Genomic DNA, 26,015 nt, shown 5'->3' on the forward strand with positions numbered 1-26,015 from the left:
AAAATTTTGTTTTAAGAAGCGACAGCAGCACAAGTTTGTGACGGGTGAATAGGGCGGGCTTTATCGTGGGGCTATCCCTTCAGTAGAAATGTCTACTGAAGGGATAGCCTTTCCTGCGTTAGGGAATCTGAAAAAAGGCTGAACCTGACGAAATGAATCGTCGGGTCCAGCCTTTGGATTATGTACGCCTCACTGGAGGACGTAGCTTTGCTTAGAACGAGGTATAAGAAATCTTATGGGTTGATTACATAAGCAGAGGCTGGAACCTTGATCCATGCTTTTCCAAGCCAGGTGTAGATTTCTCTCCATTCGTTGCCCCATGTGTCAGTCATTACTACACCTGTAGTATCGATAGTTTGCGCACTAAGCCAGCCGGCTGGAGCAGCAGTGCTGTTCATGGAGAAGTGGAACGCTGCCAATTTGGTAATAATGATTTGCGGTGTAGCCGGTTTGAGGTCTTCAGGTGTGATCACAGTTTCGAACTCAGCATAAGTGGTTTTTGTTACAGTTGCCGGTGCTTCTGTAGCAGTAGTTCCTGGTGCAGGAGTGGGTGTAGCAGTTCCTGTTGTTACCTCTGCTGCGGATGCGGATGCTGCGATGGAAGCCATAAGGCCAACTGCTACTGTAAAACTTGCTATTTTTTTCATTTGTGTTCCTCCTAATAGTGGTTTGCGGCTTAGCGAATATTACCAAGCTCATTGATTGCTAATATCCTAGTAAACATAAAATGGGCACTATGAACCAATCCCTTTAAAATTTTTTATTTTCGAAAGTGACAACCTTATGGGAAAGGCCTATACTTTCAGCATAATGCATAGGATACTGCATAGAGAGGAGGTTCAGGAGGAGGGGGATTTGGAGCTGCTGCACGCGTTGTTTGGGATGTTCTTTTTTATCTAATTACATATTAATAGCCCGCTTATCCAGGAATATGGAAAACGGGCTGTCTTTAGCAAGCGAATGTGCTGCTTAATTGTACTTGAAAGTTACATAGACCTGCCTTTGCGCCCCATGAAGAGCGAAACCACAAAAAGCACCAGAAAGATAAAAAAGAGTACTTTGGCAATGCCTGCAGCGGCAGCCACCAAATTAAAGAACCCGAAGATACCGGCGATTAGAGCAATAACAAGCAGGATTACAGACCAACGTAACATGTGGGATCATCCTTTCCTCGTGCTGTTGTAGTCTTAGTTTAAACGGTCATCCAGGATTTGAAACACAGTTGCAAACGGCGGTTTGCGGGCATACAGCAAGTTGTTTCGGCGCCATTGGAGGGGGGTAACTATGCAGTAATCCGGCAGACACAGCCGCCGCTCAATTTAAGATTTGGAAGGGGATTCGGATATGATTATTGAACTTAGCGTAGCCCTGGCAGCTGTCGCATTCGCAGTACTTGTCTTCTTTTTAATTAAGACCCTGAAGTCGGCGAAGGATTCGCTCGACAAAGTCAGCCAAACGCTGCAAGAGGTCCAGAAGACCATTGATGAACTTACCTATGAGGTGAAGACAACCGTCAGACACGCCAATGATATAACAGCGGATGTGCAGAACAAGATTCAGAAGATTGATCCTATTATGGATTCCGTCAAAAACCTGGGCGATGTCCTGAGCGAGTTATCCCTAACGGTTAAAGAGGTGTCTGTCACAGTGATTGAGAAATTCCGTAAATCGCGGGAATTAAAGGACAAAGCTAAGGCTGTCTCGGTAGACAGTGCGCCGCTTACTCCTTCCGAAGAACGGACCATACAATCTTATGATGCTGTATACGACAAAAAAGGATCGGGAAAATTAAGTGCAGTTCTCAAAGGCGTAGATGTAGCTGCTACTCTTTGGAAGAAATACCGCCATTAGTATTTGAAGATGAAGCAGGTACTGCTGTGATGGCGGATTGAAGAAAAGAAAGGCGGGACAACAACATGACCATTGTCATCCTTTTGCTTAGTCTCCTTTCTCCCTATTTTGATGCCTCCACACAGAAGGAGCCCCTGCCGGAAGCTGTCATCTTCATGCAGCCCTCCGTCGTTTTGGCTTACCAGGACAACGTGCCTTCCGCTGCTTATCTAAACAGCTTTGAGTCTTTGGCGGGAGTGGCGCTTTATACAACGCAGGAAGACCTGGTGCTTACTAAGGGGGAGCCGCTTCGGATTGCTCCTGATCCTTGGCAGGAATGTCTGGAATACCAATATGCGGACATGTCGGCGGGAGTTTGTGGCGGAGTTGTGCTGTATGTACATGTGACTCCTTCGCAAGCCTTGCAGTATGGACTGGATCTAAACGGGGTGAAGCTGGACCCTGCCAGGAATAATCTGCACGAGCTGCTCGGCAGCCCCGATTTTGTAGCGGAAGATGGAGATGTCTACATGCGAGGGAATGTGGCCCTCAAAATCTACCGCAATATGCAGACAGGGGAGTGGGAAGGGATTGATTTGTTCGATGGTAATTCCTCCTAGTCCGTTTCATTTCCGTGAATTGCGTTTAAGTTAACATCAGTTGTCGTTTGTCACAGTGGACCCTTTATCCTTCAGAAGGAGAGTGAACACACTATGGATTCAATCCATGCACAGTCCTATGCAAAGATTGTGGAGAATGGCGTTCAGGCGATTGAAGAAGTAAACCGGCTGCGCGGGAGCGGCTACACCAAGGAAGATATCTACGTTATCAGCCATAATCAGGAACGCGAAGACCGTATCGTCGATGCAGCCGATACCAATGAGGTAGGCATGCATGAGGAAGGGTTGTTCGGCACCATTGCCAATCTTTTCCGTTCGCGGGGCGATGAGCTCCGTTCCAAGATTGTTTCTTTGGGATTTAGCGAAGCGGAAGCGGACTTTTATGAAAAAGAACTTGATATGGGCAAGGTTCTCGTCATTGCCAGCCGAACCTCGAGTTAGAACGGGTCGTTTGCGCGGGAGAGCTCATAGTCCAATAGCGTAACCTCCAGAACCACTAGGTGTAGTGGGGCTGGAGGTTACTTTGTTGAAGAAACAGGAATGTCTATGCCGGCCCGGCTCACTAATAGCACAGATCCGTCCAATATCGTATGATATAAATATAGAGCTTGCAGGGTTTTCGGAGAAAAAAATTATTTGTGTGAGGTGAAGAGGATGAGAATTTTAATCGTAGATGACAATCCCACTAACGTAATCATTATCCGTGAAATCCTGAAAAAAGAAGATTACCGGAATTTCATTACAGCATCTTCTGCCAAAGAGATGCTGTCACTGCTGGGTATCGGCTCCGAAAAAGGAGAGGAACAGCCCAAGCAGTCCAATATAGATTTAATTCTGCTCGATATGATGATGCCGGAAATGGATGGGATTGAGGCCTGCCGGGTAGTCCAGCAGTATGAGCAGCTGAAAGATATCCCGATTATTATGGTTACGGCTGTCGGAGATTCCAAGAAATTGGCGGAAGCCCTGGATGCCGGCGCCGTAGACTATGTCACGAAGCCCATTAATAAAGTGGAGCTGATGGCCAGAATCCGGCTGGCGCTCCGCCTGAAGCGGGAAAAAGACTGGCACAAGGAACGGGATCAGCGGATGCAGGATGAATTGAAGCTCGCGGCTTTGGTGCAGAATGCCGTACTCAGCTTGCCGCTGGTGGAGGACACTTTTGTAGTGCATGCGCTGTATCAACCTTCTTTTGAGCTGGCCGGCGATTTGTATGCCTGGTATCCCCTTGGCGATGGACGTTACGGCGTCATTCTGCTGGATATGATGGGGCACGGTATTTCGTCCTCGCTGTTTTGCATGTTTATCGCTTCGGTGCTGAAAGATACAGTAACTACGTATGTGGAGCCGGAAAAAGTGATTCAGGAGCTGAACCGGCGCTTTAACCAGCTTTATATTGAGAAGCAGCTGGTCCAGTATTATTTTACAGCCATTTATCTGGTTATAGATACCCGCATGAAGCGGATTGATTATATCAATGCCGGTCATCCCCCGGGGCTGTTCTTTGAAGGGGACGCCACGAAGCCGGTGCTGCTTGAGAGCAATTGCCACCCTGTCGGATTGTTTGACCGTATGGATGTGCAGCCGCAGAGCCTGAGTTATGAAGAAGAAGGTCATCTGGCGCTCTTCACAGACGGGTTGCTCGAGCTGGTCAAGGGTGAGCAGGAAGAACAGCTGGATTTCCTGGTGGAGCACCTCAGCGGTGGTCATGACTGGCAGGAAGAGGTTATGCGTACTGCTTTTTTCAATGATGATGCCGATGTGGAGCGCGATGATGACAAATGTCTGGTGTGGATATCACTTAAGAAGGGAACAGATAAGGAATGAAGATTAAAGCCAAGCTGCTGATCGGCTTTAGTGCGATGCTGGCCCTTATGCTTGCACTTACCTTGATTGGATATGACCGTCTGGATTATATGAATTCTCAGTTGGACGGCTTTCAGGAAAGATATTCCAAGGGGCGTTCTGCTTCAGGCATGCGCGGAGAAGTGAATGATATGGCGCGGATTCTGACGACATCTATGTTAAATGCCGATACTACGGTCGTTGAAGCCCAGAAGGCTGAAATTGAGAAGAAAATCACTGCTGCTAATACACATTTTGAGAATATCAAGGAAATGATGGTCTCGGCCAATGAGCAGCAGCTGGTCTCCAGAATATCCAGTGCTTATACCGGCTATCTGGACTATCAGAACAAAGCCCTTGCCCTAGTTGCGGAGGGGTATTTCCAGAACGCGAATACCCTCCGCGACAGTACGGGGCAAGTAGTTCAGGATGAGGTGCTGAACAGCTTGAATGCCTTGTCCGATTACAATGCTTTTGTGATGGATGAGGAGAGCACAAAGTCCAGAGAGGCCTATGAAAGCTCTATCCAGATGGTAACTTTAATGATGGTTCTGGGGCTGCTGCTGGGGCTGGGAGTCGTCCTGTGGATCATTCCGAGCATCACCCGGGGTCTGAATGTTGTATCTATGATGATCTCAAGCTTCGGCAACGGCAAACTCAGAGCCATCCGCAGGATTAAGGTGACTTCCAAAGATGAGATCGGCGAGGTGGCCCGCGTCTTTAAGGAGATGGCCGAGGACATTCAAGAGAAGCAGGAGCTGGAGAAGGCCTATACACAGGCCCAAAGCGACCAGTCCTGGCTGAATGCCAACGTGGCCCGGATTACCGAGCTGCTGCGGGGTGTTAATTCACTGGATCAGGTATCGCAGACCTTCATCAGCGAGTTCACGCCGGTGCTGGGCGCCCATTATGGTGTTGTATATCTGAAGGACAGCCAGAGCCCTGACCTGCTTAGCAGCTATGGTTACTATGCAAGCGATACGGAGCACAAACCGAAGCAGAGCTTTGAAATCGGCGAGGGACTGATCGGGCAAAGTGCGCTGGACAAAACACCGATCCGTCTGGAGAAGGCGCCGGACGGTTATGTTTCGGTGGTTTCCGGCTTCGGAGATGCTCAGCCGAACAACATATCCATTTATCCCATTTTGTTCGATGATGAAGTTCTGGGAGTGATTGAATTTGCCTCATTTACTCCGTTCAGCTCTCTGCACAATGATCTTCTGAATCAGCTGGCCAGAAATCTGGGTGTGATCCTGAACAATATCAACCGCCGACTTACTGTTGAAGAACTGCTGCGGGAATCCCAGGCCCTTACCGAAGAGCTGCAATGCCAGTCGGAAGAGCTGCAGACCCAGCAGGAGGAACTCCGCCGCTCCAACGAGAACCTGGAGGAACAGACAGAGGCGCTCAAACGTTCCGAAGAGCTGCTGCAGCGCCAGCAGGAAGAGCTGGAGCATTATAATACCGAGCTGATCTCCAAAACCCGTGCATTGGAAGAACAGGTGCAGGAGGTTGAGGAGAAAAAGGATGAAATTGAACATGCCCGCAGCCAGCTGGAGAAGCAGGCGATGCAGCTGGCCGTTACCAGCAAGTACAAATCGGAGTTCCTGGCCAATATGTCGCATGAGCTGCGGACGCCGCTGAACAGTCTGCTGATTCTCTCCCAATTGCTGACCGAGAACAAGGAGGGCAATTTAAGCGAGAAGCAGGTGGAGTTTGCCCACACGATTTATATGTCGGGTGCAGATTTGCTTAAGATGATTGATGAAATTCTCGATCTATCCAAAGTGGATGCCGGCAAGATGGAGCTTAGCTATGAAGAGGTTATGATGGGCGAGCTGAAGACCTTCGTGAAGCAGAATTTTGCACCCCTGGCCTCCAAGAAGGGATTGTCCCTGCGTCTTACCTTCAATGAACCGCTGCCGGACAGCCTGTATACGGACAGCCACCGGCTGAAGCAGGTGCTGCGCAATTTATTGTCCAATGCCTTTAAATTTACAAGTGAAGGTGCTGTAGATTTCATAGTAAGCCGTGCAGATCATGCCCATTTGCCAAAATATCTGCCACAGGAGACTGAATATATCGCCATTGCGGTAAAAGACAGCGGGATTGGAATTCCGGCTGACAAAATGGATCTGGTGTTCGAGGCCTTCCAGCAGGTGGACGGAACAACCAGCCGCAAATACGGTGGCACAGGACTTGGGTTGTCCATCAGCCGTGAACTGGCCCGTCTTATGGGCGGGGCAATCGTGCTGGAATCGCGTGAGGGGCAGGGAAGCATCTTTACCCTCTATTTGCCCGTTAAAGGCAATCAAAACCTCTTGCCTGGCGGAGCGGTAGCAGCAGCAACCCGGGAAGCCGCTGCTCTGAGCGAATTTGTGGAGGATCTGCTGCCTTCCCGCACTTCAGCGGGCACGGAACCCCCGGCTCCACAGGTACAGGCAGTGATCGAAGATGACCGTGAGGAGTTATCCTCCAATGATAAAGTATTGTTGATTATTGAAGATGATGAGAAATTTGCCAGTATATTGCTGGGTATGGCCCGCAGCCGCGGCTTTAAGGGACTGGTGGCACTTCAGGGAGATACCGGCCTGCACATGGCCAAGACTTACTTGCCGGATGCCATTATCCTGGACATTCAGCTGCCGGTGATGGACGGGTGGTCAATTCTCAGGGAACTCAAGGGCTCGTCGCAGACCCGCCACATTCCTGTCCATGTTATTTCTGTCAATGATGAGGTCAAACAGGGCCTGATGATGGGGGCGATGGCCTACTTAAGAAAACCATCCTCCAAAGAAGCGCTGGAGCGGGCGTTCTCGCAAATTGAGAATTATACGGCCAGCGCGCTTAAGCATCTGCTTATCGTGGAGGATGACGATATCCAGCGCCGCTCCATTATGGAGCTGATTGGACATGATGATGTTGCGATCACGGCCGTCTCCACGGGACAGGAGGCTTTGACGGAACTGCGGAAGCAAAGATATGATTGTATGGTACTGGATTTGATGCTGGGGGATATGAACGGCTTTGAACTGCTGGACCAGATTCGGGATGATGAGGAACTGAATGATCTGCCGATCATTATCTATACCGGCAAGGATCTCGACAGCAAGGAAGAGACAAGGCTGCGGAAATATGCAGAATCCATTATTATTAAAGATGTGCGTTCCCCGGAAAGACTGCTGGACGAGACGACCTTGTTCCTGCACCGGGTGGAAGCCAATCTTCCTGAAGATAAGCGTAAAATTCTGCAAAAGCTCCATAATAAAGAGGAATTATTCGACGGCAAAAAAATATTGCTTGTGGATGATGATATCCGCAATGTCTTTGCCCTCTCCAGTGTGCTGGAAGGGTATAACATGGAGGTCAAATTTGCGGAGAATGGCCGCGAGGCCCTTGATATCCTTGTGAATCAGGAGGATTTTGATCTCGTACTGATGGATATGATGATGCCGGAGATGGATGGATACGAGGCGATGCGCCGCATCCGCCAGATGCCGCAGTACCAGAAGCTGCCGATTATCGCGCTTACAGCCAAGGCTATGAAAGAGGATCGTGCCAAGTGTATTGAGGCCGGAGCCTCGGATTATATGAAAAAACCGATCGGGACTGATCAACTTCTTTCGTTAATGCGGGTGTGGTTGTATTCGTAACCCCGATTTTGGGGTAATACTTTTACAGATCGAACAAACAGCCAATCCAGATGTAGGAAAGGGCGGCAAGGGAGCCGGTTAATATGACAGCAATGGATCGCAGATATGATGAGCCGCCTTTAAATTTGAGTGGCAAAAACGAACTGGAGCAGATTGAAATTGAACTGCTGCTTGACGGGGTACATCGATTGTATGGATATGATTTCCGGAATTATGCGCTGCCATCTCTAAAACGGCGGATTTGGCATCATGTTCATGCGGAGAATGTTCCAACCATATCTGCGCTGCAGGAGAAGGTGCTGCACGACCGTGCCTGCTTTGAACGTTTTATCTACAGTCTTTCTATACCGGTTACCGAAATGTTCAGAGACCCCGGATTATTTTTAACATTCCGCCAAAAGGTTATTCCCTTGCTGCGTACCTATCCGTATATCCGGATCTGGCATGCCGGCTGCTCTACAGGGGAAGAGGTCTATTCCATGGCCATTCTGTTGCATGAGGAAGGGCTGTATGACAAGGCCCGCATCTATGCCACTGATATGAATGACCGGTCCCTGCAGCAGGCCAAGGAAGGCGTGTACGAGATTGGAAAGATGAAACAATACACCAAAAATTATCTGGAGGCGGGCGGGACCCGCGCGTTCTCGGAATATTATACAGCGAAATACAATTCGGTGATTCTGCAGCCGTATTTACGCAAAAATATTATTTTTGCCGAGCATAACCTGGCTACAGACACCTCCTTTAATGAATTTAATGTGATCTTTTGCCGCAATGTGATGATCTATTTCAATGATGAGCTCCGGGACCATGTTCATGGCCTGTTCCATGAGAGTCTAAGCCGTTTCGGAGTCCTTGTTCTCGGATCGAAAGAATCGATCCATTTCACCAGGTACAGCGATAGCTATGAACCCCTGGACAGAGTGGAAAAAATTTACCGCAAAAATAAGTAGCGGGTTAGGAGGGTCCTATGGGGTTTCAAGAACCGATTCATATACTACTGGTTGACGACCGTCCTGAAAACTTGCTGGCACTGGAAGCTGTGCTTGAGAGTCAGCATTATGAACTTATTAAAGCTAACTCCGGTGAAGAAGCACTGCGTTGTTTGTTGAAATATGAGTTTGCAGTGATTGTTCTGGATGTTCAGATGCCGGGTATGGATGGGATCGAAACCGCCAAAATGATCAAGTCCAGGGACAAGACCAAGGATATTCCGATTATTTTTATTTCGGCCAACAACCGTGAAGCAGAGCATTTGTTTGCCGGTTATTCTGCCGGAGCCATTGATTATATGGTCAAACCGTTTATTCCCCAAATTTTGAAATCCAAAATCGAAGGCTTTGTCGATATGTATTTGACGAGCAAGAAACACCAGATGCAATCCATGCTGCTTCAGCAAAAAACGCAAGAGCTTGAAAGAATCAACGGAGAGCTGGTCAAGGCGAAGGAAGAGGCGGAAAGCGCCGCCAAGGCCAAGACGGAATTTCTAGCCATGATGAGCCATGAGATCCGCACACCGATGAACGGGGTCGTGGGCATGATTGATCTGCTGATGGAGACTGAACTGGCTGCGGAGCAGAAGGAATATACGGAAATTATCCGTAAAAGTGCCGATACACTGATCACCGTCATTAACGATATCCTTGATTTCACCAAAATGGAGTCAGGCAAAATGGAAATGGAAGAACAGTTGTTTGACCTCCGCTCCTGCATTCAAGAAGTCTTCAGCCTGTTCTCTGTGGAGGCAGGCAAGAAGAACCTGGAGCTCGCTTATTTCATTGACCAGAAGCTCCCCAGGCTTTTATATGGGGATATGGCGCGTCTGCGGCAGGTCTTAATTAATCTGGTGGCCAATGCAGTTAAGTTTACCAACCAGGGCGGAGTTTATTTGGTTGCTTCTAATATCCAATCCGCTGATAATAAACTGGTAGTGGAATTTACAGTGAAAGACACGGGGATCGGGATATCTCCGGAGAAGTGTGACCGGCTGTTTAAGCCGTTCTCCCAGCTTGATTCGTCCATGACGCGCAAATATGGAGGGACCGGCTTAGGACTTGCGATCTGTAAATCGCTTGTCGGGATGATGGGCGGCGATATTCGGGTGGAATCCATGGAGGAGAGGGGCGCAACCTTTGTCTTCACCATCCAGGCTGCATTGCCCGAGGATGAACTCGCCAGAGGTTTTCAGGAAGATGAACCGGAAGGGCCGGCGGCAACCGAGGAGGAGCGCAGCCGGGTGCTTATTGTCGATGACCATCCCATTAATCAGCGGCTGATGGTCAGCATGCTGGATAAGCTTGGTTTCGATGCGGATATCGCTGAAGACGGCAGGCAGGCAGTGCAGATGGCTTCCAAGCAGCGCTATGATTTTATCTTCATGGATTTACAAATGCCGGTAATGGACGGATTGGAAGCTACAGCCCAGATCCGCCAGGAGGGCAGCCTTAATGCCGCTGATGCTGTGATTATTGCCATGACCGCCAATGTGATGGAGGGCATTCAGAACCGCTGTATCGCATCGGGAATGGATGATTATATCAGCAAGCCGCTCAAACTGAGCAGCATCAAGCATATTATTTCCCGGTATTCGCGGCCGGATCCGTTGTTTATAGACAGGGGAACATCCCTTCATAATGCATAATCCAGCAAGTTCCAGTGTCTTGATTACTATTTTTTTGTTTCAAAAGTGCGCCTTTAGGGTTATTGGTAAAGAAAACGATGTTCAGGAGAGATTGTATATGAATACACATAAAAGCGAAAAGTTCCATGCAAGAACCGAGACACAAGGCAGTGTATGCACAGTGTTCCTAACCGGAGAGCTGGATTTATCCGTTGCTCCCGATTTCCGTTTGGTTATGGAGCCGCTTGTGGGTGACACCGGATTGGATCTGGTGATTAATCTCAAAGAACTGAAGTATATTGACAGTACAGGGATCGGAATTCTGCTTTCGATTCTGAAAGCAAGACACGGAATGGACGTTAAGTTTACGGTTGAGGAAGTTCCGCCGCAGATTCAGAAGCTGTTTGATATGACTGGTATCTCCAAGTTTTTTGCCCCCCAAGAGAACTCCCACTAGGAAAGGATCGAACTAAGAATGAGTGAAGATGTGCAAAAAGTAGTTCTTCGGTTACCTGCCAGCGCAGAATATGTCGATATTGTAAGATTGAATTTATATGGTATTGCCTCAAAAATGGGGTTCACGTATGAGGATATTGAAGATATGAAGGTGGCTGTATCGGAAGCCTGTAACAATTCCGTGCTCTATGCGTACGGGCAGGAAGACGGATTGGTGGATGTAATCTTTGAAGTGGGAGCCAGTGCCTTATCCATTACGGTCAAAGATGAGGGGGAGAGCTTTGACGGTTTGGAGTCATCCGGTGAGCGTCTGACGCTGCATGAAAAGGAGCTTAGCGACGTTCAAGTGGGTGGTTTGGGCTTTTATTTGATGCAGGCTCTAATGGATGACGTCAGCGTGGTAAGCGAAGCGGGGAGAGGGACGGTTGTTACCTTAACCAAGCGACTTAATTTCAGCGAGGAGAAAGTATGAATGAAAAAGTGACTCCCCCCGAGTCCATGAATGAAGCAGTGAGCCTGATCTGGGAATACCAGCAGAGTAAAGATAACGAAATTGCTACCGTGCTGATCAAGAAATATGAGCCTATGGTCAAAATGGCTGCCGGCAAGATTGCCCGCAATAGACCGGACTTGTATGAAGATTTGTATCAGGTAGGCCAGATGGCGCTTATCCGTTTACTGCAGCAATATGATATTAGCCTGGGTATTCCATTCGAACCCTATGCTATGAAAAGCATGATTGGACATATGAAAAACTTTCTGCGTGATAAATCCTGGTACATACAGGTTCCCAGACGGATTAAAGAAAAAGGCGCACTTGTGCAGCAAGCGATCGATGAGCTAACGATCCGGCTGGAGCGCTCTCCTGGAGTGGACGAAATTGCCCGCTACCTGGATCTTTCCGTTGAAGAAACTGTTGAAGTACTGGCTGGACGCGAATGTTACCATTATGTTTCCCTGGATTCCCCTCTTTCCCAGGAGGAGACGGGGGCTACGCTGGGTGAGCTGATCAGCTCTGATGCCAACGACTACGAGACGGTAGAGAAACGCATGGATCTGCAGCAAGCGCTGAGCCAGCTGAAGGAGCAGGAACAGCAAGTATTGCTGCTGGCCTTTCAGGACGGACAATCGCAACGGGCAATCGCCCAGAAGTTAGGTGTTTCGCAAATGAGCGTTTCCCGGATCCAGAAACGCGCCACCGAGAAGCTGAAACAGATTATGTCTAATCCATCCTATTAACTTTCTAACCAACCACTGATCTGCCTGGGTGTCCTTCTGTAAAAATGTTGGAAAGTAGTAAGGAATATTGGAAAGTAGTAAACAAAGTCGGATATTAGTAAAGGATGTTGGAAAGCAGAGATTTAATAGTAAACAACTTTATAATTTCAGAAGATAAACTTCCTCAGAAACAGTCCCGAAGATGGTTATGTCCTCGTGGGGACTGTTTTATTTTTTTAGATAAGAGGGTGGAATGTTGGCTCAAAACCAAAATTAGCGGTTGAAAACTGAAACGGAGAAAAAACGTGGATAGAAATGGAAAAACATCTGTAAATCCTGTAATGTTGTAAGTCCTACCAAACAACATGAAAAGGATATGACAGATGCTACTCCAGTATATCAACGAAATGCTCGGATTACCAGAGCTACAACTTCATAGTGTTCTCTCCATTATTGCAGCGGAAGTGCATTTGGAAGCTTTGCCGGTGGCGTATTAGCAGCCTTGTCCCATCTGCAACTCCGAACAATCCGTGAAGCGAGATGGCCGCAATAGGTCGCGTCAGATTCGTCATATCAGCGTTTTTGGTAAAAAGTGCTTTTTGCACATTCCCTCGCTGCGCCTAGCCTGCTCGCACTGCAATATTGGATTTGTTTGGTCGTATTCGTGAGTGGTCCCAAGGAACAATACAGCCGTCTTTTTCGCTCTCAAACGGTTAACCAGGCACTGGGCTCTACGGCAGCGCATAGTGCAAGAATGCAATACGCACTCGCCAGCACGGTTCAGCGCATGCATCAGGAGGCCCTTCCTGCAGAAAACGAACGTTTGCTAAAGCAAGCATGGGACCAAGCGGAAGACCAGACGAATCTAGTACTCGGCATCGATGACTTTGCGATTAAAAAGGGACATACGTATAACACCGGTATTCACGATCTTCGAGGTGAAACCATGCTAGACCTGCTTTCGGGGCGAAAGCTGGACGCGCTACGCGCGTATGCCGAGCAGCATCCGGAATTTTCAAACCTGAATCCCAAGGCCGTCGTCATGGATCTGGCTCAAGCGTTTCGCACCTGGATCAGCGAGTGTTTTCCAAAGGCGATTCGAATTGCTGACCGCTTTCACGTTCATGGTTATGTCATTGAAAGTGTCCAAACTGTCCGGAAATCCGTTCAATCTACCCTTTCCCCCCGGGCCAAAGGGATCTTAAAAAGTCATCACCGACTGCTAAATCCGCCGGTAGATTCGCTACCGGACATGAGCCGCATTCAGTTAGAACAGCTACTGGCGTTCTCTCCGCTCCTCCGCGAGGTATGGGAATGGAAAGAATCCTTCTCCTGTTGGTATGAGTATTCGCCGAATTTCGATGTGGCCCAGCTTGGTTTTACCCGTTGGTGCAAGCAAGGGGAAGAAATTGGACATGGAGCTGTGCAAAACGCTTTGAAAACGATGCGGAACTGAGAAGAGGAAATCTTGAACTACCATCACTGCCGGTGGACGAACGCGACAGTAGAAGGACGGCACAATCGTATTAAATCGTATCAACGCCGACACAAATTCACGCGCAATCGTCGTTGTTACACAGCGGGTATTTTAATCGAGTGTAATCGGCACCGTTTGTTAGGATGAAAATGTCAACCGCTAATTTTTAGGTTGAGCCGGAAATTATATAGCCACAATTAGCAGATACAATACAATGTATCCAGATCCGGACTCTAAGAACTTAGAAACGTTTAAACATTTCTATGAGAAGGTGGGATATTGCTATCTTGTGCCTGCTTATATTAAAGATAAAAACAAGCCAATGGATGGATCGAATATAGATTTTGATGAAGATTATAAGTTGAAATTTAATAATATTGATTTCCGGAAAGTTTCAGATATTGATAGCAATGATATTGAAGATATTATACTGAAAAAAAGATTCACTATGTCTCCACTAACGGGAAACGATAATTGAACAAAGCAAGATCAAAGAAAGGGCCATCCCGCAAAAGGATGGCCATAAAACTTGCCATTACAGACAGCGCGGTGAACCTTATCATAAGTAGGGGCAAAAAACTCGCAGGAGCTTGTACATAAGTCTTGTAGGGCATCTATCGTTTGGCTCCTTTGCAGTACACGTTGGTCGTGCATGTGGTTTCTTTGGATGAAATGACCGATATCCAGGTGCTGAAACCAGGATGAATCGAACGATGTGAGTTTGAATATGTGCGTCATAGTACGCTCAGTCTCATTGCTAGCGTGGAGGTCGCGACCGGAAAAATGGTCACCTCCACGATGGATCTTACTCGGAATGAGAACGATTTTGCTGCACATATCCGGCACCTGATCGAAACGGATCCAGAGGCCGATTGTTTTTTGTCGCCCCGATGGGTTGAACACGCATCAATCCGAAGGCCTGGTTCGGCTCGTGGCTAGCCATTGCGGGCTGGAGGAGCCTCTGGGCAAGAAAGGAAAGAGCGGAGTTCTAGTCAATCAACCCAGTCGTACCGCGTTTTTGGCGGATTCGTCTCATCGTATTCGATTTGTTTTTACCCCCAAATATTGTTCCTGGCTAAACTAAATAGAGATTTGGTTTAGTATCCTGGTTCGCCGCTTGTTAAAACGGAGCAGTTTCAAAAACACGCTTGATTTACAGAAGCCAGTGTTTACGTTTATTTCCTATTTCAATGCAACCATGGAAAAGCCTATCAAGTGGACCTAGAAGGGGAAAGGTTTTTGTTTTTAAATAATGGATTATCTACGTTTAGTAGTACCATATAGGTTCAAATAATGATTTTAGACTCAATAAGTTTCTGAAGTGAAGATTACATGCGTATACAAAAACGATCATAAGGGTCCATTTGTCTTTGAATATATCTTCCATAAAGACCTTCATATTGTTACGAATTTCTGCCACTGTATGGTAAAACACAATGTTAATCACATCGGCTTTCAGCTATTTCCATAGACCTTCCACGATGTAAATTGGGGACTGTAGGGAGGCAAAAAGATGAATTTCAACCGGTCCTTTTGATCTTTCAGGAAGGGCTGCAGGGGTTTCGCATGATGAATACGGGCATTGTTTAGCACGATTGCAATCTTTCTTGTGGGATAGTGGGTGAGGAGCGTATTCAAAAAAAGCTAAAAATGTCTCAGCCATGTACTGCTCATCTTCCTGCCTACGATTTTACCTGTTACGTAATCCACCGTCGCAAGCAGCTTCACGCCGCGGTTTTGCCCGTTGTCGGGATGATCCGTTGTTTAACTTTCTCGAACCAGATTAGTTGCAATGTCTGATAATCGCGAATCATACTCTCGTCTTCAAAAAAGAGATGATCGATCTCATCGTTCATTAATTTTTTTTAACTGGGGAGACCGTTCTTGCACAAACTCTTTCTGCTGGGCTTTATCCGCAGCTTCAAGCGTAGATCCAGTCGGTGCAGTAATTGGCCATGCTTGCGAGGGGTAGCTTCGTTCAAACTCACGCTTCACATAAGCGGCTGCTAGAGCCAGCGTCCAATTGTGCTTGACCGGAAAGCCAACTTCATGCGGCAGTCTGGGAAGATCGTTTGCTTGAGTTGCTGTTGCTACTCGGGGGTCAACTGTTCAGGAGCACCCAATAGAAACACCCATCACTAAGCCACTAATCCTTGATTTTGATAGGATTGAATGTAAGCGCTCAACGTTACAGGGGGCCTGCGGATGATCTCCGAAATTTCGGTTACCGACATCTGTTTCACCATATGTAAGTAAATCGTATGATAATGTTCATACATCCGGCGGTTTTTCTCTTGCTTAACCGTTTTCCAGATCCTCTTGTTCTGAGGGTTGGATTTCCATTCTCACCACTCTTCTCGTTCGTTTCCTTATCTATTCGACGTGGGATAAGGAAATCCATTCCGAAATTCAATAAACTTTAATTGAACCTATATTTGAAATGAATGGGTACCAAGTCCTTTTATAACTGAAGGGATTTTTTTGGCATTCATCACACTTTAGGACAACATCCTGATTTTGGAGGGAAATCGGATTGGTCGGTTGGGATGTTCATGAGCTTTATTGGGTCCATTAGTTTGTGAAGGTGAAGCAGGTTATATTATGCGAAAATGATCCGTTTCAGTTGGGCCCACAGTTACGCAGATCATTCATACTCCAAAAGATTATCGTATCAGAAACTCGTCCGCAGAGGAGCATGCAGATAATTTATAGCCATAATCTAACTCATATTGTCTGAAGAAGTAACCTTCTTCTATCGGGCTGAGGGCGATCGATTGATCGGAGTGGAAGGTAAATGAGAATGAATTGAGAGGGAGGGATAAGCCCATTCCTTTTGCTTTGATATAGCTTTCTTTTAATGTCCACAAGATCGAAAAAAAAGTTTTTTGATCTGTTTCGGGTTTCTTCAGGAGATCTAGATACGGCTACCCAGCAGCCTGAATGAGATATATTAAAATGAAACTCATCAAATCCCAACAAGGCAGGTTTTCCAAAAGAGTTTACTGTAAAAACAATCTGATCATTTGTAATATCTAATATTCTTAACGCTGCCGCACGGACGAGGGAATTTCCTAACAAAGAATGACAAGCGTCTTCCAGACGATGGAATCGGTTGATGCGCGCCCGCTTCTCAGTCGAGACTAAACTTATTGGCCAATTGAAATCAATGGATTGCATAGTGGAGGTACACACATGACAATAATATTGGACAAAGTAGATCAATGCTTCTTATTTATAAGGAATATACTAACATAATATACATACTATAGTATGTTGGCCGTTTTTATCAAGAGGATAAAAGAAACAGGTGGGATCTCTTTATTAAAAATGAAATAAATTCATGGAATAACAATATTATATATTATTTAAACATTTCTTGGAATTTAGCTTGCATTATTTGAGAAAAAAATGTAACATCTTCCTAAAGGTACCTTGCAAAGAACGGTACTGGGCAAAGGAGGGATGAAGATCCATGAACGTCCAGTTTAAAAAGGGTGTTTTAGAATTGTGTGTTTTAAGCTTGACGGCCAAGAAAGATCGGTATGGATACGAGTTGGTTGAAGAAATTTCAAAGAACTTTGAGATCTCAGAAGGGACGATCTATCCGTTATTAAGAAGACTTACTCAAGAAGGGTTATTTTCCACGTATCTAATGGAATCAACAGAGGGCCCTCCGAGGAAGTACTATAAATTAATGCCAAAAGGTTTGGATCTAAAAGAAGAAATGGTTGCTGAATGGAGGCACTTTGCTAAAGGTGTAGAAAAAATGCTTGAGGAGGAGTAACGGGGTGAACAAAGAGACCTATTTAGCTGAACTTAGCCAATACTTGAAGAGGCTGCCCAAACAGGAACGGACCGAAATATTAACAGACTATGAAGAACATTTTGAACAAGGACATTTAAGAGGCCGCTCGGAAAGTGACATTATCAAAAAATTCGGCGAACCTCATATGATTGCGAAGGAAATCTTGCTTGAATACGAAATTACAAAGGCACAAGTGAATCCATCATTAAAAAGCGTGACAAGAGCAGTCTTTGCCGCATTAGGGCTAGGGATGCTCAACTTATTGGTTGTTTTGGTTCCATTTATTTTGGGTTTGACAGCCCTTGTGGCGTTATTCGCTTTCTCCGCATTTTTATTAGCCTCTCCTATTCTATTACTCATCCAGGATGGCTTCACATTGACGTATTTGAAAGAATTCATGTTGATACTCGGCCTTGTCGGTGTTGGACTTCTCCTGCTTCTAGGGGCGCTGAAAACGACGACTTCATACTATAAGCTCGTGATTACCTATTTGAATTTTAATCTAAAAATTGTAAGGAGGAAATCGCTGTGAAAAGCAAAACAAAAAAGATCATTACATTTGCTTTCGTTTTGATTGCGGTTGCTATATTTGGGAATATCCTGCTCTATATCTTTAATAAATCTCCGTTTAATTTAACGGTGATCAATTATACGAAATCCGTATCTGCTGCGAACATATCTGACATTCGCGTTATGTCTAATACAGGTGATGTTAATATCATTCCGTATGACGGAACAAAAGTTCTAGTTCATATGAAAGGGACGTCTGAACATCGATGGGCAGATGACTACCAACTAATGGTTGAGGAGAATGGAAACCAGGTCACAATAGAAGCGAAGCAATTAGAAAAAAAACATATATTTGCGATTTACTCTGGTGGTTATGAACTTCAGGTTCAATTACCGCAAAAAGTTTTTGAACGGCTTCAGGTTCAGACCAAAACAGCTAATATAAACGTTGAGGGGATACAGGTCAAGCAATCGTTTTTGGAGGCAAGCAACGGCAATATAACGGCAGGCGAATTGCAAGGGATAATCAACGGTGTAACGGGAGCAGGGGATATTAATGTGCAGCTACAAACGATTGACAATGATATTGAAGCAAATACAAAGTATGGAAATATAACTATAATAACACAGGTTGCACCTGAAGCTATCCAAACGAATTTAAGAAGTGGGCTAGGGAAAGAATCCATTCTTTTGCCAAACGTAAAAGATGGTTCAATAGGGACTGGAGGACCCAATGTTAAACTAACGTCGGAAGTGGGTGATCTGGCACTGTTAATGGCAAATAATTAGCAACACCTTTAAGATAGCGGAATAATTCCCATTAAAGAGGAGGCTGCACTATGATTAGCTTATCTATTCAGCAAAAACAAACTAAAAAAAATGTATTACGGGTTGAAAATCTCTCTAAGGTCTACAACAGTGGAGAGGACAGCTTCCACGCCACTAAAAATATCAACTTGGAAATATACGATGGTGACTTTACCGTCATTATGGGGAGTTCTGGTTCTGGGAAATCAACTCTTCTGTACTTGTTAAGTGGCCTCGACAGTCCGACGGAAGGGGATATTTATTTCAAAAACGAGCGAATTGATACGAATGATGAAAGAGCAATGGCGCAATTCAGAGCAACAAAAATCGGATACGTGTATCAGTCAATCAATTTGTTGCCTGATCTTTCGCTGTTTGAGAACATTGCGTTTCCGGGATATATCTCAGGAAGAACCAAAGGAGAGGTTAGAAGCAAGGCCCTATCGTTAATGAGTAGTCTGGACATCGATAAACAAAAAAATCGTCTTCCTTCACAAGTGTCGGGCGGGCAACAGCAAAGGGCGGCGATTGCCAGGGCATTAATCAATTCACCGGAGGTCGTGTTTGCCGATGAACCAACCGGTGCACTAAATGTACAGCAAGGCGAGATTATACTGGATATTCTAACGGAGCTGAACAAAAAGGGGCAATCCATAGTCATGGTTACCCATGACATGAAAGCTGCGTGTCGGGCGGATCGTCTAATTCTCATTAAGGATGGCATGATAGACTCCATTCTGGAGCTCTCGAAGTATAAACCTGAAACAATGGTAGAGAGAGAACGGAAAGTGTATTCGTTTGTATTCGGAAAGGAGTCATAAGAACATGTATCCAGTATTTCTCTTGTGCTTGTCCAATTTAAAGAAAAGAAAAATTCAGAACGGGATTATTGCGATTATCATTATGCTGTCTACGCTGCTTTTATCTACTGCAGTTGTAGTTATGAACAATACGGGAGAGGTATTCACGGACGTGCATAATAAAGTGAACGGCTCTCATGAAATTTTATATTTTGAGAATGGCTTGTACGATCCAGATCGGGTACATGATTGGTGGGCGGAGCAAAAAGGCGTCACTGCATCTTCACTATTCCATTACCGAAGCTTATCGACGTTTACCTATCAGGGAAAAGAAGTATCGAATATTAACCTCTATATGATGGATTCGGGAACTGCCCCAAATCAGACAAAAGTAGATCAATTGATATTTGCACAGGGAACTAAAACAGAAGTGCCTTCAGAAGGCACGACTTGGATACCGACCTCATTGGCCTACTCTAAAGCGATATCCGTAGGGGATGAAATTGGAGTCAAGACGGATACGGGCCAATTAAAGCTCAAAGTTTCTGCCCTTGTCGTGGATATCCCCTTCAGCCAACCCTTCTCAATCACGGCCAGAATATGGTTAAATACTAATGATTATGCACACAGTATGGCCGTTAATGGACAAGTGGATAAGGCCATTATGGGCTTAAGATTCGATAACCTTAACGATCAGGGGGTGTATTGGACTCGGTTTGAGGCTGCTTTTGGCGCCCCTTTTCTAGAATCGTTAACAGATTTTCAAGGAATATCTTCGTTTTATTTAATAACGGGAAAAATATTAAGCTTCATTATGATATTACTTGCCACGATTATGATCATGATTGCCCTCTATACGATCGGATTTACAATTTCTGATGCGATTCTATCGAGTTACAAAACAATAGGCATTGTTCGTTCATCAGGGCTTTCAGCCAAAAAGGTCATTTCTGTATATGTATTGCAATACTTTTTATTAGCCTTTATTTCCATAATACCAGGGGTGCTTCTGAGTTATCCTTTCTCAAAGAAGATTATTACTATGTCTTTGTCATATTTGAAAACCAATGATTACTTGTTAAGCATAAATTTCACTATCTATGGTATATTAGTGGGGATTTCAGTACTTACATTAATCGGGTTCATCTCTCTGCTGTTCTCTTTGAAATCACGTACCATACAACCCGCGCAAGCCATTCGGTATGGGATGTCAGAGACACAGCTAGCAAAATCAGCTAAACGGCTTATCGGTTCTCGCCTCAGCCATAAATGGCTTGATCGCATACCCGTTACAGTAGCCGTTGCGATCAGGGGGCTGGTGAAAAATAGGGGGGGATCCTTCCTAATGGCACTTATTACTGCTCTAACGACTGCTGTTCTGGTTACGGGTGTTATTTTTATGTCAAGTATCTCCTCCTTAGCCCCCCCGCAATGGGGTTTTGACAATGCAGATATCAGTCTGGAGATTCTCAATCAATCTGAGTTAGGTGCAGACGAGCTAAAGCAGGTCCTATCTGAAGATCAGCGCGTTGGTAATATTAGTTTTAGTAAAGGGTTGTATGGCGTTATTCCAATAGATCTGGAGATGAAATCAGAAAATAATACGGCCGGGGTTTATATTAATTCCATTGGCGGTAATCTTGACGAGCTTGGGCTGACAAATATTGCTGGGCGCAACCCTCAGGGTAAAAATGAAATATCAATTGGTACCCGGGTCTCAAAAGCTTTAAATAAGGGTGTAGGCGAAAGTATAGATGTTTATGTTCAAGGACGCAAGGGGACTTACACGATATCTGGTGTTTATCAAGCAATTACAAATTCGTCGATCTCTGCAAGAATGACCTTGGAGGCCATGGACAAACTCCAGCTTGATAGTAACCCTGGAAACCCCTTAGTTTTATTGAATCTTAATTCCAATGTTTCTAAAGACCAATTTATTCAGGATTTCAGTAAAAAGTATGGCACTGCTATTTATATTGCTTCACAAGAAACGTTGATTAAGGAAACATTTTCTCAGGCGGTAGCCGTATTAATTATGCCAATGTTAACTATGGGATTGTTTATCATCATCGTTGTGTTCAGTATTACTTTTAGCATAAACCGGATATATGTAAAAAAAGAAAGTAAGACATATGGGATTTATAAGACGATAGGGATGTCATCCAACCGGATTCGAGTCTCAATAGCTTTCAGTACGTTAATTCTTGTAGCTATTGGTGTAATCATCGGAGTACCTATCGGAATATATATTTTCCCTGTGTTATTAAATACCATATTATCTAATTATGGTATAGTGCAGTTTCCAATAAATTATGACTTCAGTATGCTTTTTTTCACTCTGTTTGTAATGGTTATTGCTGTCGTCTGGGGATCCTGGATTGCTTCAAAAATGATACAAAAGACATCTTTACGGCTCCTCATCTCAGAATAGAGTATGTATTTCGTCACTAATTGACCGATTTATCTATGAAAAAAGGTTGGGTGGATGGCGTAAAATATGGGGATCGGCGAAGAACTGGAATGCCTGGATCCAATTCTGTCCGAATCGAACGTAGGATATCACGCTTATTGCTCGCTACAGGAGACGCTGCCGGGTACAATAATTCTTTCAGCGACAGCGTCTGCCCTTGAACAAGGAAACGCTTAGATGCATCTATAGGCGTAGAAACCGTACAGCTGCAAGGACTCAAGACGATTTTTGCTCTGCGAAAGTTGAGTTATTACATATTAGGACTCTTCTGGGCGTCAAGTTATTCTGTTACATCTACTGTCATCAAAAATCCTGTAAATTGCTTGCTGAAGTTTTTTAATGACAGCTTAATCCTCCCGAAGGGCGGGTCAACAATCCGGGCATGGTTCCTTTCAATCTTTTCAAGAACCACATAATGTCCTTGGTTCCAATGTAAAATTGCTGGTAGGGTAACCTGCTTAAATTGATGAATACTCTCAATGCGGTAAGCTTTAACATCAAAGCCGATACTTTCCGCAATTCTCTTTAGCTGCAATAACGTTATACCATCCCGTCTGACATCTGCCCGTTCACGTAAACTATATAATGAAACTTCCTTTTGATAGTAGGCTGATATCATAGCAAGGCAACAAAGTCCACACTCCGACTGATGGATCTGAGCGACATAAGGCACACGCCGACGAGCCATTACATTCTCTCCCTTCTACTTTGACTTTAGATCACATCATTTACCCGGAAATGGAAGAGAAGAATTTATCATTCTCCAAATTCAACACGTTAGGAACTTTATCCGGAAATGCCTGCTTTAATAGACCAAATCCAATCCCCGCCAAACCGGCCATTAGTCCTTTGATATCAAAGGCACGATGGACACCCGTAGTAGTCCATGGTTGATCTTTTAGAAGTCTAAGCAGATGTGCTCTGACTAAATTGACAGTATCATCATTGCGATCAAGAACTGTATTAGCAAAAAGTAATATTTCCAATTGCCCAAAATCACCGTGACAATACACAGGCTCTGTCCCAAAACCTAATTTGAGAGTTGTTTCAAGAGCAATATTAATTTCTTGATCAATATATGCGTCCCAATATCCGTTTTCTACCAGGCGGAGTCGAGATAACAATATGCCGGGTGCTCCATGACACCATGTCACCTTTGCTGTATCGTTAGGAGTAATCCAATTTTTCAATTCAGCATGATAGTTTGCACGCTCATACTGTAATCCTTTTTCGATATATTCAATGTACACTGCACGCTGAGTTACCCTGTATAACGCCGATAATGGAGCAATAATTCCAGAAACACCATGAGAATATCCCACAAAGGGCTCATCACTCGTTTTCGTCAACCATGCTATGCTGCCATCTGGCAGGGTTTGAGCATTCTGAAGCACATGTTCCGCGCATTTCTCTGCGCCTTGCAACGCTTCTAACCAGCCCGTTCCGTGATACATATGCAGGAGTATATCAATTGCTCCAGCTGCACCACCTATATAATCGAATTCAGTGTCTTTATCAACGAGTTGACAATAGTAAGGAAGATATTCCTTAACCATTTGTAGTAACTGTTCATCATTCCATAAACGTGATAATTGATAGGCAACAAATAAGCCACCACCGACGTTGCCATTTTCAAATGCTCCAACACTTAACGATACTTTACTTGACCTGCCCTTATCTCTCATGATTTCTATCAACGGCTGCAATGCTCTTCGAGCCATACATTTGTATGGGTTATTTGCAGTCAGTTCAGCTAGATAACCTAAGAACAAAGCAATTCCACTATTTCCACTGTATAGGTCATATCCTACTGGAGATAATCTGAGATTCCTCTCTTCATGACTGGATACTAAACCAATCCATGTAATATCATCAACTGCAGTATTCGAAGAGGCAACTGCCGATTGAACCAGACTTTCTCCAATGGAAGTAGCTAGCCGTACATACTCTGCTTTCCAGTTAGATTCTAAGGCATCGTTTGAGTCATTTAATCGAAGTTCAGGAATACGGTAGGAGTAAAGGTCAGGCTTAGACGCCAAGACAGACATATGTAATAATTGTAACTGTTTCCTTAGATCATTTTCGTCCATTTTTTCGATTTTGTTTATTACAACATCTATCCCTGATTGTTCGAATAACTGGGGAATTCGCTCACCATTCGATGCCCAAACATCTATTTCAGAAGGACCGGTATAAAAGATAGGGATGTCCCCGTCTTCAATATCGCGCATCTCGTGAGGAACCAATTGTAATTGCTTAGGATCGGCTAGGCATTTCAACCATACTCGATGTACAACAACTTTACGATCTAATTCATCTCGCAATAAGTCAGGATGATAGAGTGTGCGCATTAATTCACCATACGATTCAGTACTTCGCACAATCACTCTAACTATAACGTTATCAAACTCCCGAATCATTTCATTCAGTCTGTTCTTGTTCTCCATTATGATCCTGTAAGCTTGAGAAAAACCTTGTTCAATGTCATTAACATATCGATAACTATCGATAACTTCGTCATTATAACGTGGAAGATTATTACTTTCTCCCACTTGCCCCACTCCTCTTTCTAATCTCATTCGGTCCGTTCCTCTATGGGCAACACGCATAACATTGGGTATTTCTTGTCCACCGTATCCAAAAATACCGCTAACTTCTAACCCAGAGTACGTCTTTGTTTTGAAAATATACTGTGGTAACATGCCGGAAGACATAACAGAACTCGCCAGCATTTCACAGGCACGACCTTTTGCGTTGTTTTCAAATATTTCCATACTTATAGAACGATGAAACAGTGATTCTAGATCAATGACAACAGGGCTAGACCCATGTGCAATAATATTCTCGTAATGGAAATCTGTAGCGTTAAACATGTACATGATGGCTAATTGTATTCCCATATTATGATAAAATTGGTTAACTTGCTCCATTGATATGCACTCAGAGAAATTTATAAACTCTGTCCAGCCGTAACTTTCACAATCTATAATTTCTATCATTTTAATATGTGGAACACCAAACTCTATCATCTGCGACAAAATTCGATAATAACCCTCATCAACCTTTAATGAACGGGGTTTATATACCAATTTATCTCCCGTCATAAACTCTAAAATCGTCACACTCCGTCCAGCATGTGTGTCCCCTGCACCAATATGAAGCCGAACAAGCTTGCCGAACTGCTTGACTTCAGGCATATGTGAAACAATCTTCGAATAGTCATGTTCAAACCTATTTAGCACTTCAGTAATATGAACTGCCCATTTTTCAGTTGTACGAAGCAATGAACGAATTAACACCGGGTACTCCAATGCCAATTGGTTTAAATACCCTTTATCATGCAGCAGACTTTCAAAGTACTGATATCTTTCTTCTGAATTATCTCCGTGTAGTAGCCCTCGATCTCTTAATACATTGATTTCCAAAATCAGAGTTTTATAACTATAATCCATGATTCTTTCGAATAAAGACGGTAGTGCACTTTTGAAAACAGTAACATTTATATATAAATCTGCATCACTAATCATCCCGTTTTTTTCCAATAAATCAAAAGCCAGTAAAAAGAAACGTTCAATAAATCCCGAAAAAAAAGGTGGTTTGAAAAAGGAGTTTTCTGTTGAACGATTCAGTAACTCTTCCCACTCACATTTCCACGTGGAGTCATTTTTCTGCAAATTAAAAAGGGTCTCAACTTCAAGACTGGATACTTCTTTAAGGCTCCTTTTTAAATACTCTTCTTTGCCATAGAAAAATTTCGTCCAGTAATCTACCTTTTCACTAGTATTTATCACTGTATAATTGCACCCTTTCAATAATATAAGTGACTTACTGAAACGAAACTGGAAGCGGATTACAGAATTCCCTACATGGAGTGGAAGGTATTTCATACTGATGCACTAGGCAA

At 44.6% G+C, this 26,015-nt stretch carries 23 protein-coding genes and 2 pseudogenes; 17 read left to right on the plus strand and 8 right to left on the minus strand.

Going from position 1 to position 26,015, the window contains the following annotated elements; genetic code table 11:
* Window positions 1-233: 233 nt before the first annotated feature.
* Together IEY53_RS19030 and IEY53_RS19035 are read right to left on the minus strand one after the other, a co-directional pair.
* Complete coding sequence (locus tag IEY53_RS19030; protein ID WP_189027764.1) at window positions 234-647, minus strand: hypothetical protein; 414 nt, start codon at window positions 645-647, stop codon at window positions 234-236.
* Window positions 648-986: 339 nt separating this feature from the next.
* Window positions 987-1,154, minus strand: a complete 168-nt coding sequence (locus IEY53_RS19035) for a DUF1328 domain-containing protein (RefSeq protein WP_189027766.1) — start codon at window positions 1,152-1,154, stop codon at window positions 987-989.
* A gap of 190 nt (window positions 1,155-1,344) precedes the next feature.
* Here IEY53_RS19035 and IEY53_RS19040 point away from each other — a divergent pair, with 190 nt between their 5' ends.
* The 12 genes and pseudogenes from IEY53_RS19040 (at window position 1,345) to IEY53_RS19095 (ending at window position 14,197) form a co-directional block, all read left to right on the plus strand.
* Complete coding sequence (locus IEY53_RS19040) at window positions 1,345-1,851, plus strand: DUF948 domain-containing protein (RefSeq protein WP_189027768.1); 507 nt, start codon at window positions 1,345-1,347, stop codon at window positions 1,849-1,851.
* Between the two features lie 65 nt (window positions 1,852-1,916).
* A complete protein-coding gene (locus tag IEY53_RS19045; protein WP_189027770.1) occupies window positions 1,917-2,450 on the plus strand; it encodes a hypothetical protein in 534 nt (177 codons plus the stop codon).
* 93 nt (window positions 2,451-2,543) lie between these two features.
* Entirely contained in the window at window positions 2,544-2,891 is a 348-nt protein-coding gene (locus IEY53_RS19050; RefSeq protein WP_189027771.1) for a YflT domain-containing protein, read from the plus strand.
* Between the two features lie 213 nt (window positions 2,892-3,104).
* Complete coding sequence (locus tag IEY53_RS19055; protein ID WP_189027773.1) at window positions 3,105-4,277, plus strand: SpoIIE family protein phosphatase; 1,173 nt, start codon at window positions 3,105-3,107, stop codon at window positions 4,275-4,277.
* Window positions 4,274-7,948, plus strand: a complete 3,675-nt coding sequence (locus IEY53_RS19060) for a response regulator (RefSeq protein WP_189027775.1) — start codon at window positions 4,274-4,276, stop codon at window positions 7,946-7,948. Before IEY53_RS19055 ends, IEY53_RS19060 begins: the two co-directional genes overlap by 4 nt.
* A gap of 83 nt (window positions 7,949-8,031) precedes the next feature.
* Window positions 8,032-8,901 (plus strand): CheR family methyltransferase, encoded by an 870-nt coding sequence (locus tag IEY53_RS19065; protein WP_189027777.1) that lies wholly within the window; start codon window positions 8,032-8,034, stop codon window positions 8,899-8,901.
* 17 nt (window positions 8,902-8,918) lie between these two features.
* Window positions 8,919-10,589 carry a hybrid sensor histidine kinase/response regulator gene (locus tag IEY53_RS19070; protein ID WP_189027779.1) on the plus strand — a complete coding sequence of 557 codons (1,671 nt, stop codon included), beginning with the start codon at window positions 8,919-8,921 and terminating at the stop codon, window positions 10,587-10,589.
* Between the two features lie 97 nt (window positions 10,590-10,686).
* Entirely contained in the window at window positions 10,687-11,025 is a 339-nt protein-coding gene (locus tag IEY53_RS19075) for an STAS domain-containing protein (RefSeq protein ID WP_189027780.1), read from the plus strand.
* Window positions 11,026-11,043: 18 nt separating this feature from the next.
* A complete protein-coding gene (gene rsbW / locus IEY53_RS19080) occupies window positions 11,044-11,496 on the plus strand; it encodes an anti-sigma B factor RsbW (protein WP_189027782.1) in 453 nt (150 codons plus the stop codon).
* Window positions 11,493-12,263 (plus strand): sigma-70 family RNA polymerase sigma factor, encoded by a 771-nt coding sequence (locus IEY53_RS19085; RefSeq protein ID WP_189027784.1) that lies wholly within the window; start codon window positions 11,493-11,495, stop codon window positions 12,261-12,263. The genes rsbW and IEY53_RS19085 overlap by 4 nt, the downstream gene beginning before the upstream one ends.
* A 362-nt stretch (window positions 12,264-12,625) precedes the next feature.
* A pseudogene (locus IEY53_RS35180) lies at window positions 12,626-13,866 on the plus strand (ISL3 family transposase).
* Between the two features lie 67 nt (window positions 13,867-13,933).
* Window positions 13,934-14,197, plus strand: coding sequence for a hypothetical protein (locus IEY53_RS19095; RefSeq protein WP_189027786.1), 264 nt, complete (start codon window positions 13,934-13,936; stop codon window positions 14,195-14,197).
* 977 nt (window positions 14,198-15,174) lie between these two features.
* Here IEY53_RS19095 and IEY53_RS36090 read toward each other — a convergent pair.
* From IEY53_RS36090 to IEY53_RS36100, 4 genes and pseudogenes are all read right to left on the minus strand, one after another.
* Window positions 15,175-15,312 (minus strand): transposase, encoded by a 138-nt coding sequence (locus IEY53_RS36090; protein WP_373293885.1) that lies wholly within the window; start codon window positions 15,310-15,312, stop codon window positions 15,175-15,177.
* Window positions 15,313-15,443: 131 nt separating this feature from the next.
* On the minus strand, window positions 15,444-15,575 hold the full coding sequence (locus tag IEY53_RS35750; protein ID WP_268240796.1) for a hypothetical protein: 132 nt from the start codon (window positions 15,573-15,575) through the stop codon (window positions 15,444-15,446).
* A gap of 807 nt (window positions 15,576-16,382) precedes the next feature.
* The gene (locus tag IEY53_RS36095) at window positions 16,383-16,628 is read right to left on the minus strand and encodes a 4'-phosphopantetheinyl transferase family protein (RefSeq protein WP_373293886.1); all 246 of its coding nucleotides are present in this window, start codon (window positions 16,626-16,628) and stop codon (window positions 16,383-16,385) included.
* A gap of 16 nt (window positions 16,629-16,644) precedes the next feature.
* Window positions 16,645-16,896, minus strand: a pseudogene (locus IEY53_RS36100) (4'-phosphopantetheinyl transferase family protein); the annotation flags it as partial.
* Between the two features lie 295 nt (window positions 16,897-17,191).
* Here IEY53_RS36100 and IEY53_RS19115 point away from each other — a divergent pair.
* From IEY53_RS19115 to IEY53_RS19135, 5 genes are read left to right on the plus strand one after another with little or no spacing between them, the layout of a single operon-like run.
* Window positions 17,192-17,503: a PadR family transcriptional regulator gene (locus tag IEY53_RS19115; RefSeq protein WP_189027790.1), complete on the plus strand. Its 312-nt coding sequence runs from the start codon at window positions 17,192-17,194 to the stop codon at window positions 17,501-17,503.
* 4 nt (window positions 17,504-17,507) lie between these two features.
* On the plus strand, window positions 17,508-18,056 hold the full coding sequence (locus IEY53_RS19120; protein ID WP_189027792.1) for an HAAS signaling domain-containing protein: 549 nt from the start codon (window positions 17,508-17,510) through the stop codon (window positions 18,054-18,056).
* Window positions 18,053-18,823, plus strand: coding sequence for a DUF4097 family beta strand repeat-containing protein (locus IEY53_RS19125; protein ID WP_189027794.1), 771 nt, complete (start codon window positions 18,053-18,055; stop codon window positions 18,821-18,823). Before IEY53_RS19120 ends, IEY53_RS19125 begins: the two co-directional genes overlap by 4 nt.
* 50 nt (window positions 18,824-18,873) lie before the next feature.
* Window positions 18,874-19,662 (plus strand): ABC transporter ATP-binding protein, encoded by a 789-nt coding sequence (locus tag IEY53_RS19130; protein ID WP_189027796.1) that lies wholly within the window; start codon window positions 18,874-18,876, stop codon window positions 19,660-19,662.
* A 4-nt stretch (window positions 19,663-19,666) separates the two neighbouring features.
* Window positions 19,667-22,072 carry an ABC transporter permease gene (locus IEY53_RS19135; protein WP_189027798.1) on the plus strand — a complete coding sequence of 802 codons (2,406 nt, stop codon included), beginning with the start codon at window positions 19,667-19,669 and terminating at the stop codon, window positions 22,070-22,072.
* Window positions 22,073-22,391: 319 nt separating this feature from the next.
* Here IEY53_RS19135 and IEY53_RS19140 read toward each other — a convergent pair whose 3' ends face one another.
* The gene (locus IEY53_RS19140; protein WP_229696232.1) at window positions 22,392-22,799 is read right to left on the minus strand and encodes a cysteine peptidase family C39 domain-containing protein; all 408 of its coding nucleotides are present in this window, start codon (window positions 22,797-22,799) and stop codon (window positions 22,392-22,394) included.
* Window positions 22,800-22,839: 40 nt separating this feature from the next.
* Window positions 22,840-25,902, minus strand: a complete 3,063-nt coding sequence (locus tag IEY53_RS19145; protein ID WP_189027800.1) for a type 2 lanthipeptide synthetase LanM family protein — start codon at window positions 25,900-25,902, stop codon at window positions 22,840-22,842.
* Window positions 25,903-26,015: the final 113 nt, after the last annotated feature.

It is taken from the genome of Paenibacillus albidus (genome assembly GCF_014644435.1).
GTDB classification, from domain to species: Bacteria; Bacillota; Bacilli; order Paenibacillales; family Paenibacillaceae; genus Paenibacillus_AQ; species Paenibacillus_AQ albidus.

Bases quoted from the DNA above. Each gene is read 5' to 3' on its own strand.
- IEY53_RS19030 (WP_189027764.1), bottom strand. From the start codon at position 647: ATGAAAAAAATAGCAAGTTTTACAGTAGCAGTTGGCCTTATGGCTTCC.
- IEY53_RS19035 (WP_189027766.1), bottom strand. From the start codon at position 1,154: ATGTTACGTTGGTCTGTAATCCTGCTTGTTATTGCTCTAATCGCCGGT.
- IEY53_RS19040 (WP_189027768.1), top strand. From the start codon at position 1,345: ATGATTATTGAACTTAGCGTAGCCCTGGCAGCTGTCGCATTCGCAGTA.
- IEY53_RS19045 (WP_189027770.1), top strand. From the start codon at position 1,917: ATGACCATTGTCATCCTTTTGCTTAGTCTCCTTTCTCCCTATTTTGAT.
- IEY53_RS19050 (WP_189027771.1), top strand. From the start codon at position 2,544: ATGGATTCAATCCATGCACAGTCCTATGCAAAGATTGTGGAGAATGGC.
- IEY53_RS19055 (WP_189027773.1), top strand. From the start codon at position 3,105: ATGAGAATTTTAATCGTAGATGACAATCCCACTAACGTAATCATTATC.
- IEY53_RS19060 (WP_189027775.1), top strand. From the start codon at position 4,274: ATGAAGATTAAAGCCAAGCTGCTGATCGGCTTTAGTGCGATGCTGGCC.
- IEY53_RS19065 (WP_189027777.1), top strand. From the start codon at position 8,032: ATGACAGCAATGGATCGCAGATATGATGAGCCGCCTTTAAATTTGAGT.
- IEY53_RS19070 (WP_189027779.1), top strand. From the start codon at position 8,919: ATGGGGTTTCAAGAACCGATTCATATACTACTGGTTGACGACCGTCCT.
- IEY53_RS19075 (WP_189027780.1), top strand. From the start codon at position 10,687: ATGAATACACATAAAAGCGAAAAGTTCCATGCAAGAACCGAGACACAA.
- rsbW (WP_189027782.1), top strand. From the start codon at position 11,044: ATGAGTGAAGATGTGCAAAAAGTAGTTCTTCGGTTACCTGCCAGCGCA.
- IEY53_RS19085 (WP_189027784.1), top strand. From the start codon at position 11,493: ATGAATGAAAAAGTGACTCCCCCCGAGTCCATGAATGAAGCAGTGAGC.
- IEY53_RS19095 (WP_189027786.1), top strand. From the start codon at position 13,934: ATGTATCCAGATCCGGACTCTAAGAACTTAGAAACGTTTAAACATTTC.
- IEY53_RS35750 (WP_268240796.1), bottom strand. From the start codon at position 15,575: ATGAACGATGAGATCGATCATCTCTTTTTTGAAGACGAGAGTATGATT.
- IEY53_RS19115 (WP_189027790.1), top strand. From the start codon at position 17,192: ATGAACGTCCAGTTTAAAAAGGGTGTTTTAGAATTGTGTGTTTTAAGC.
- IEY53_RS19130 (WP_189027796.1), top strand. From the start codon at position 18,874: ATGATTAGCTTATCTATTCAGCAAAAACAAACTAAAAAAAATGTATTA.
- IEY53_RS19135 (WP_189027798.1), top strand. From the start codon at position 19,667: ATGTATCCAGTATTTCTCTTGTGCTTGTCCAATTTAAAGAAAAGAAAA.
- IEY53_RS19140 (WP_229696232.1), bottom strand. From the start codon at position 22,799: ATGGCTCGTCGGCGTGTGCCTTATGTCGCTCAGATCCATCAGTCGGAG.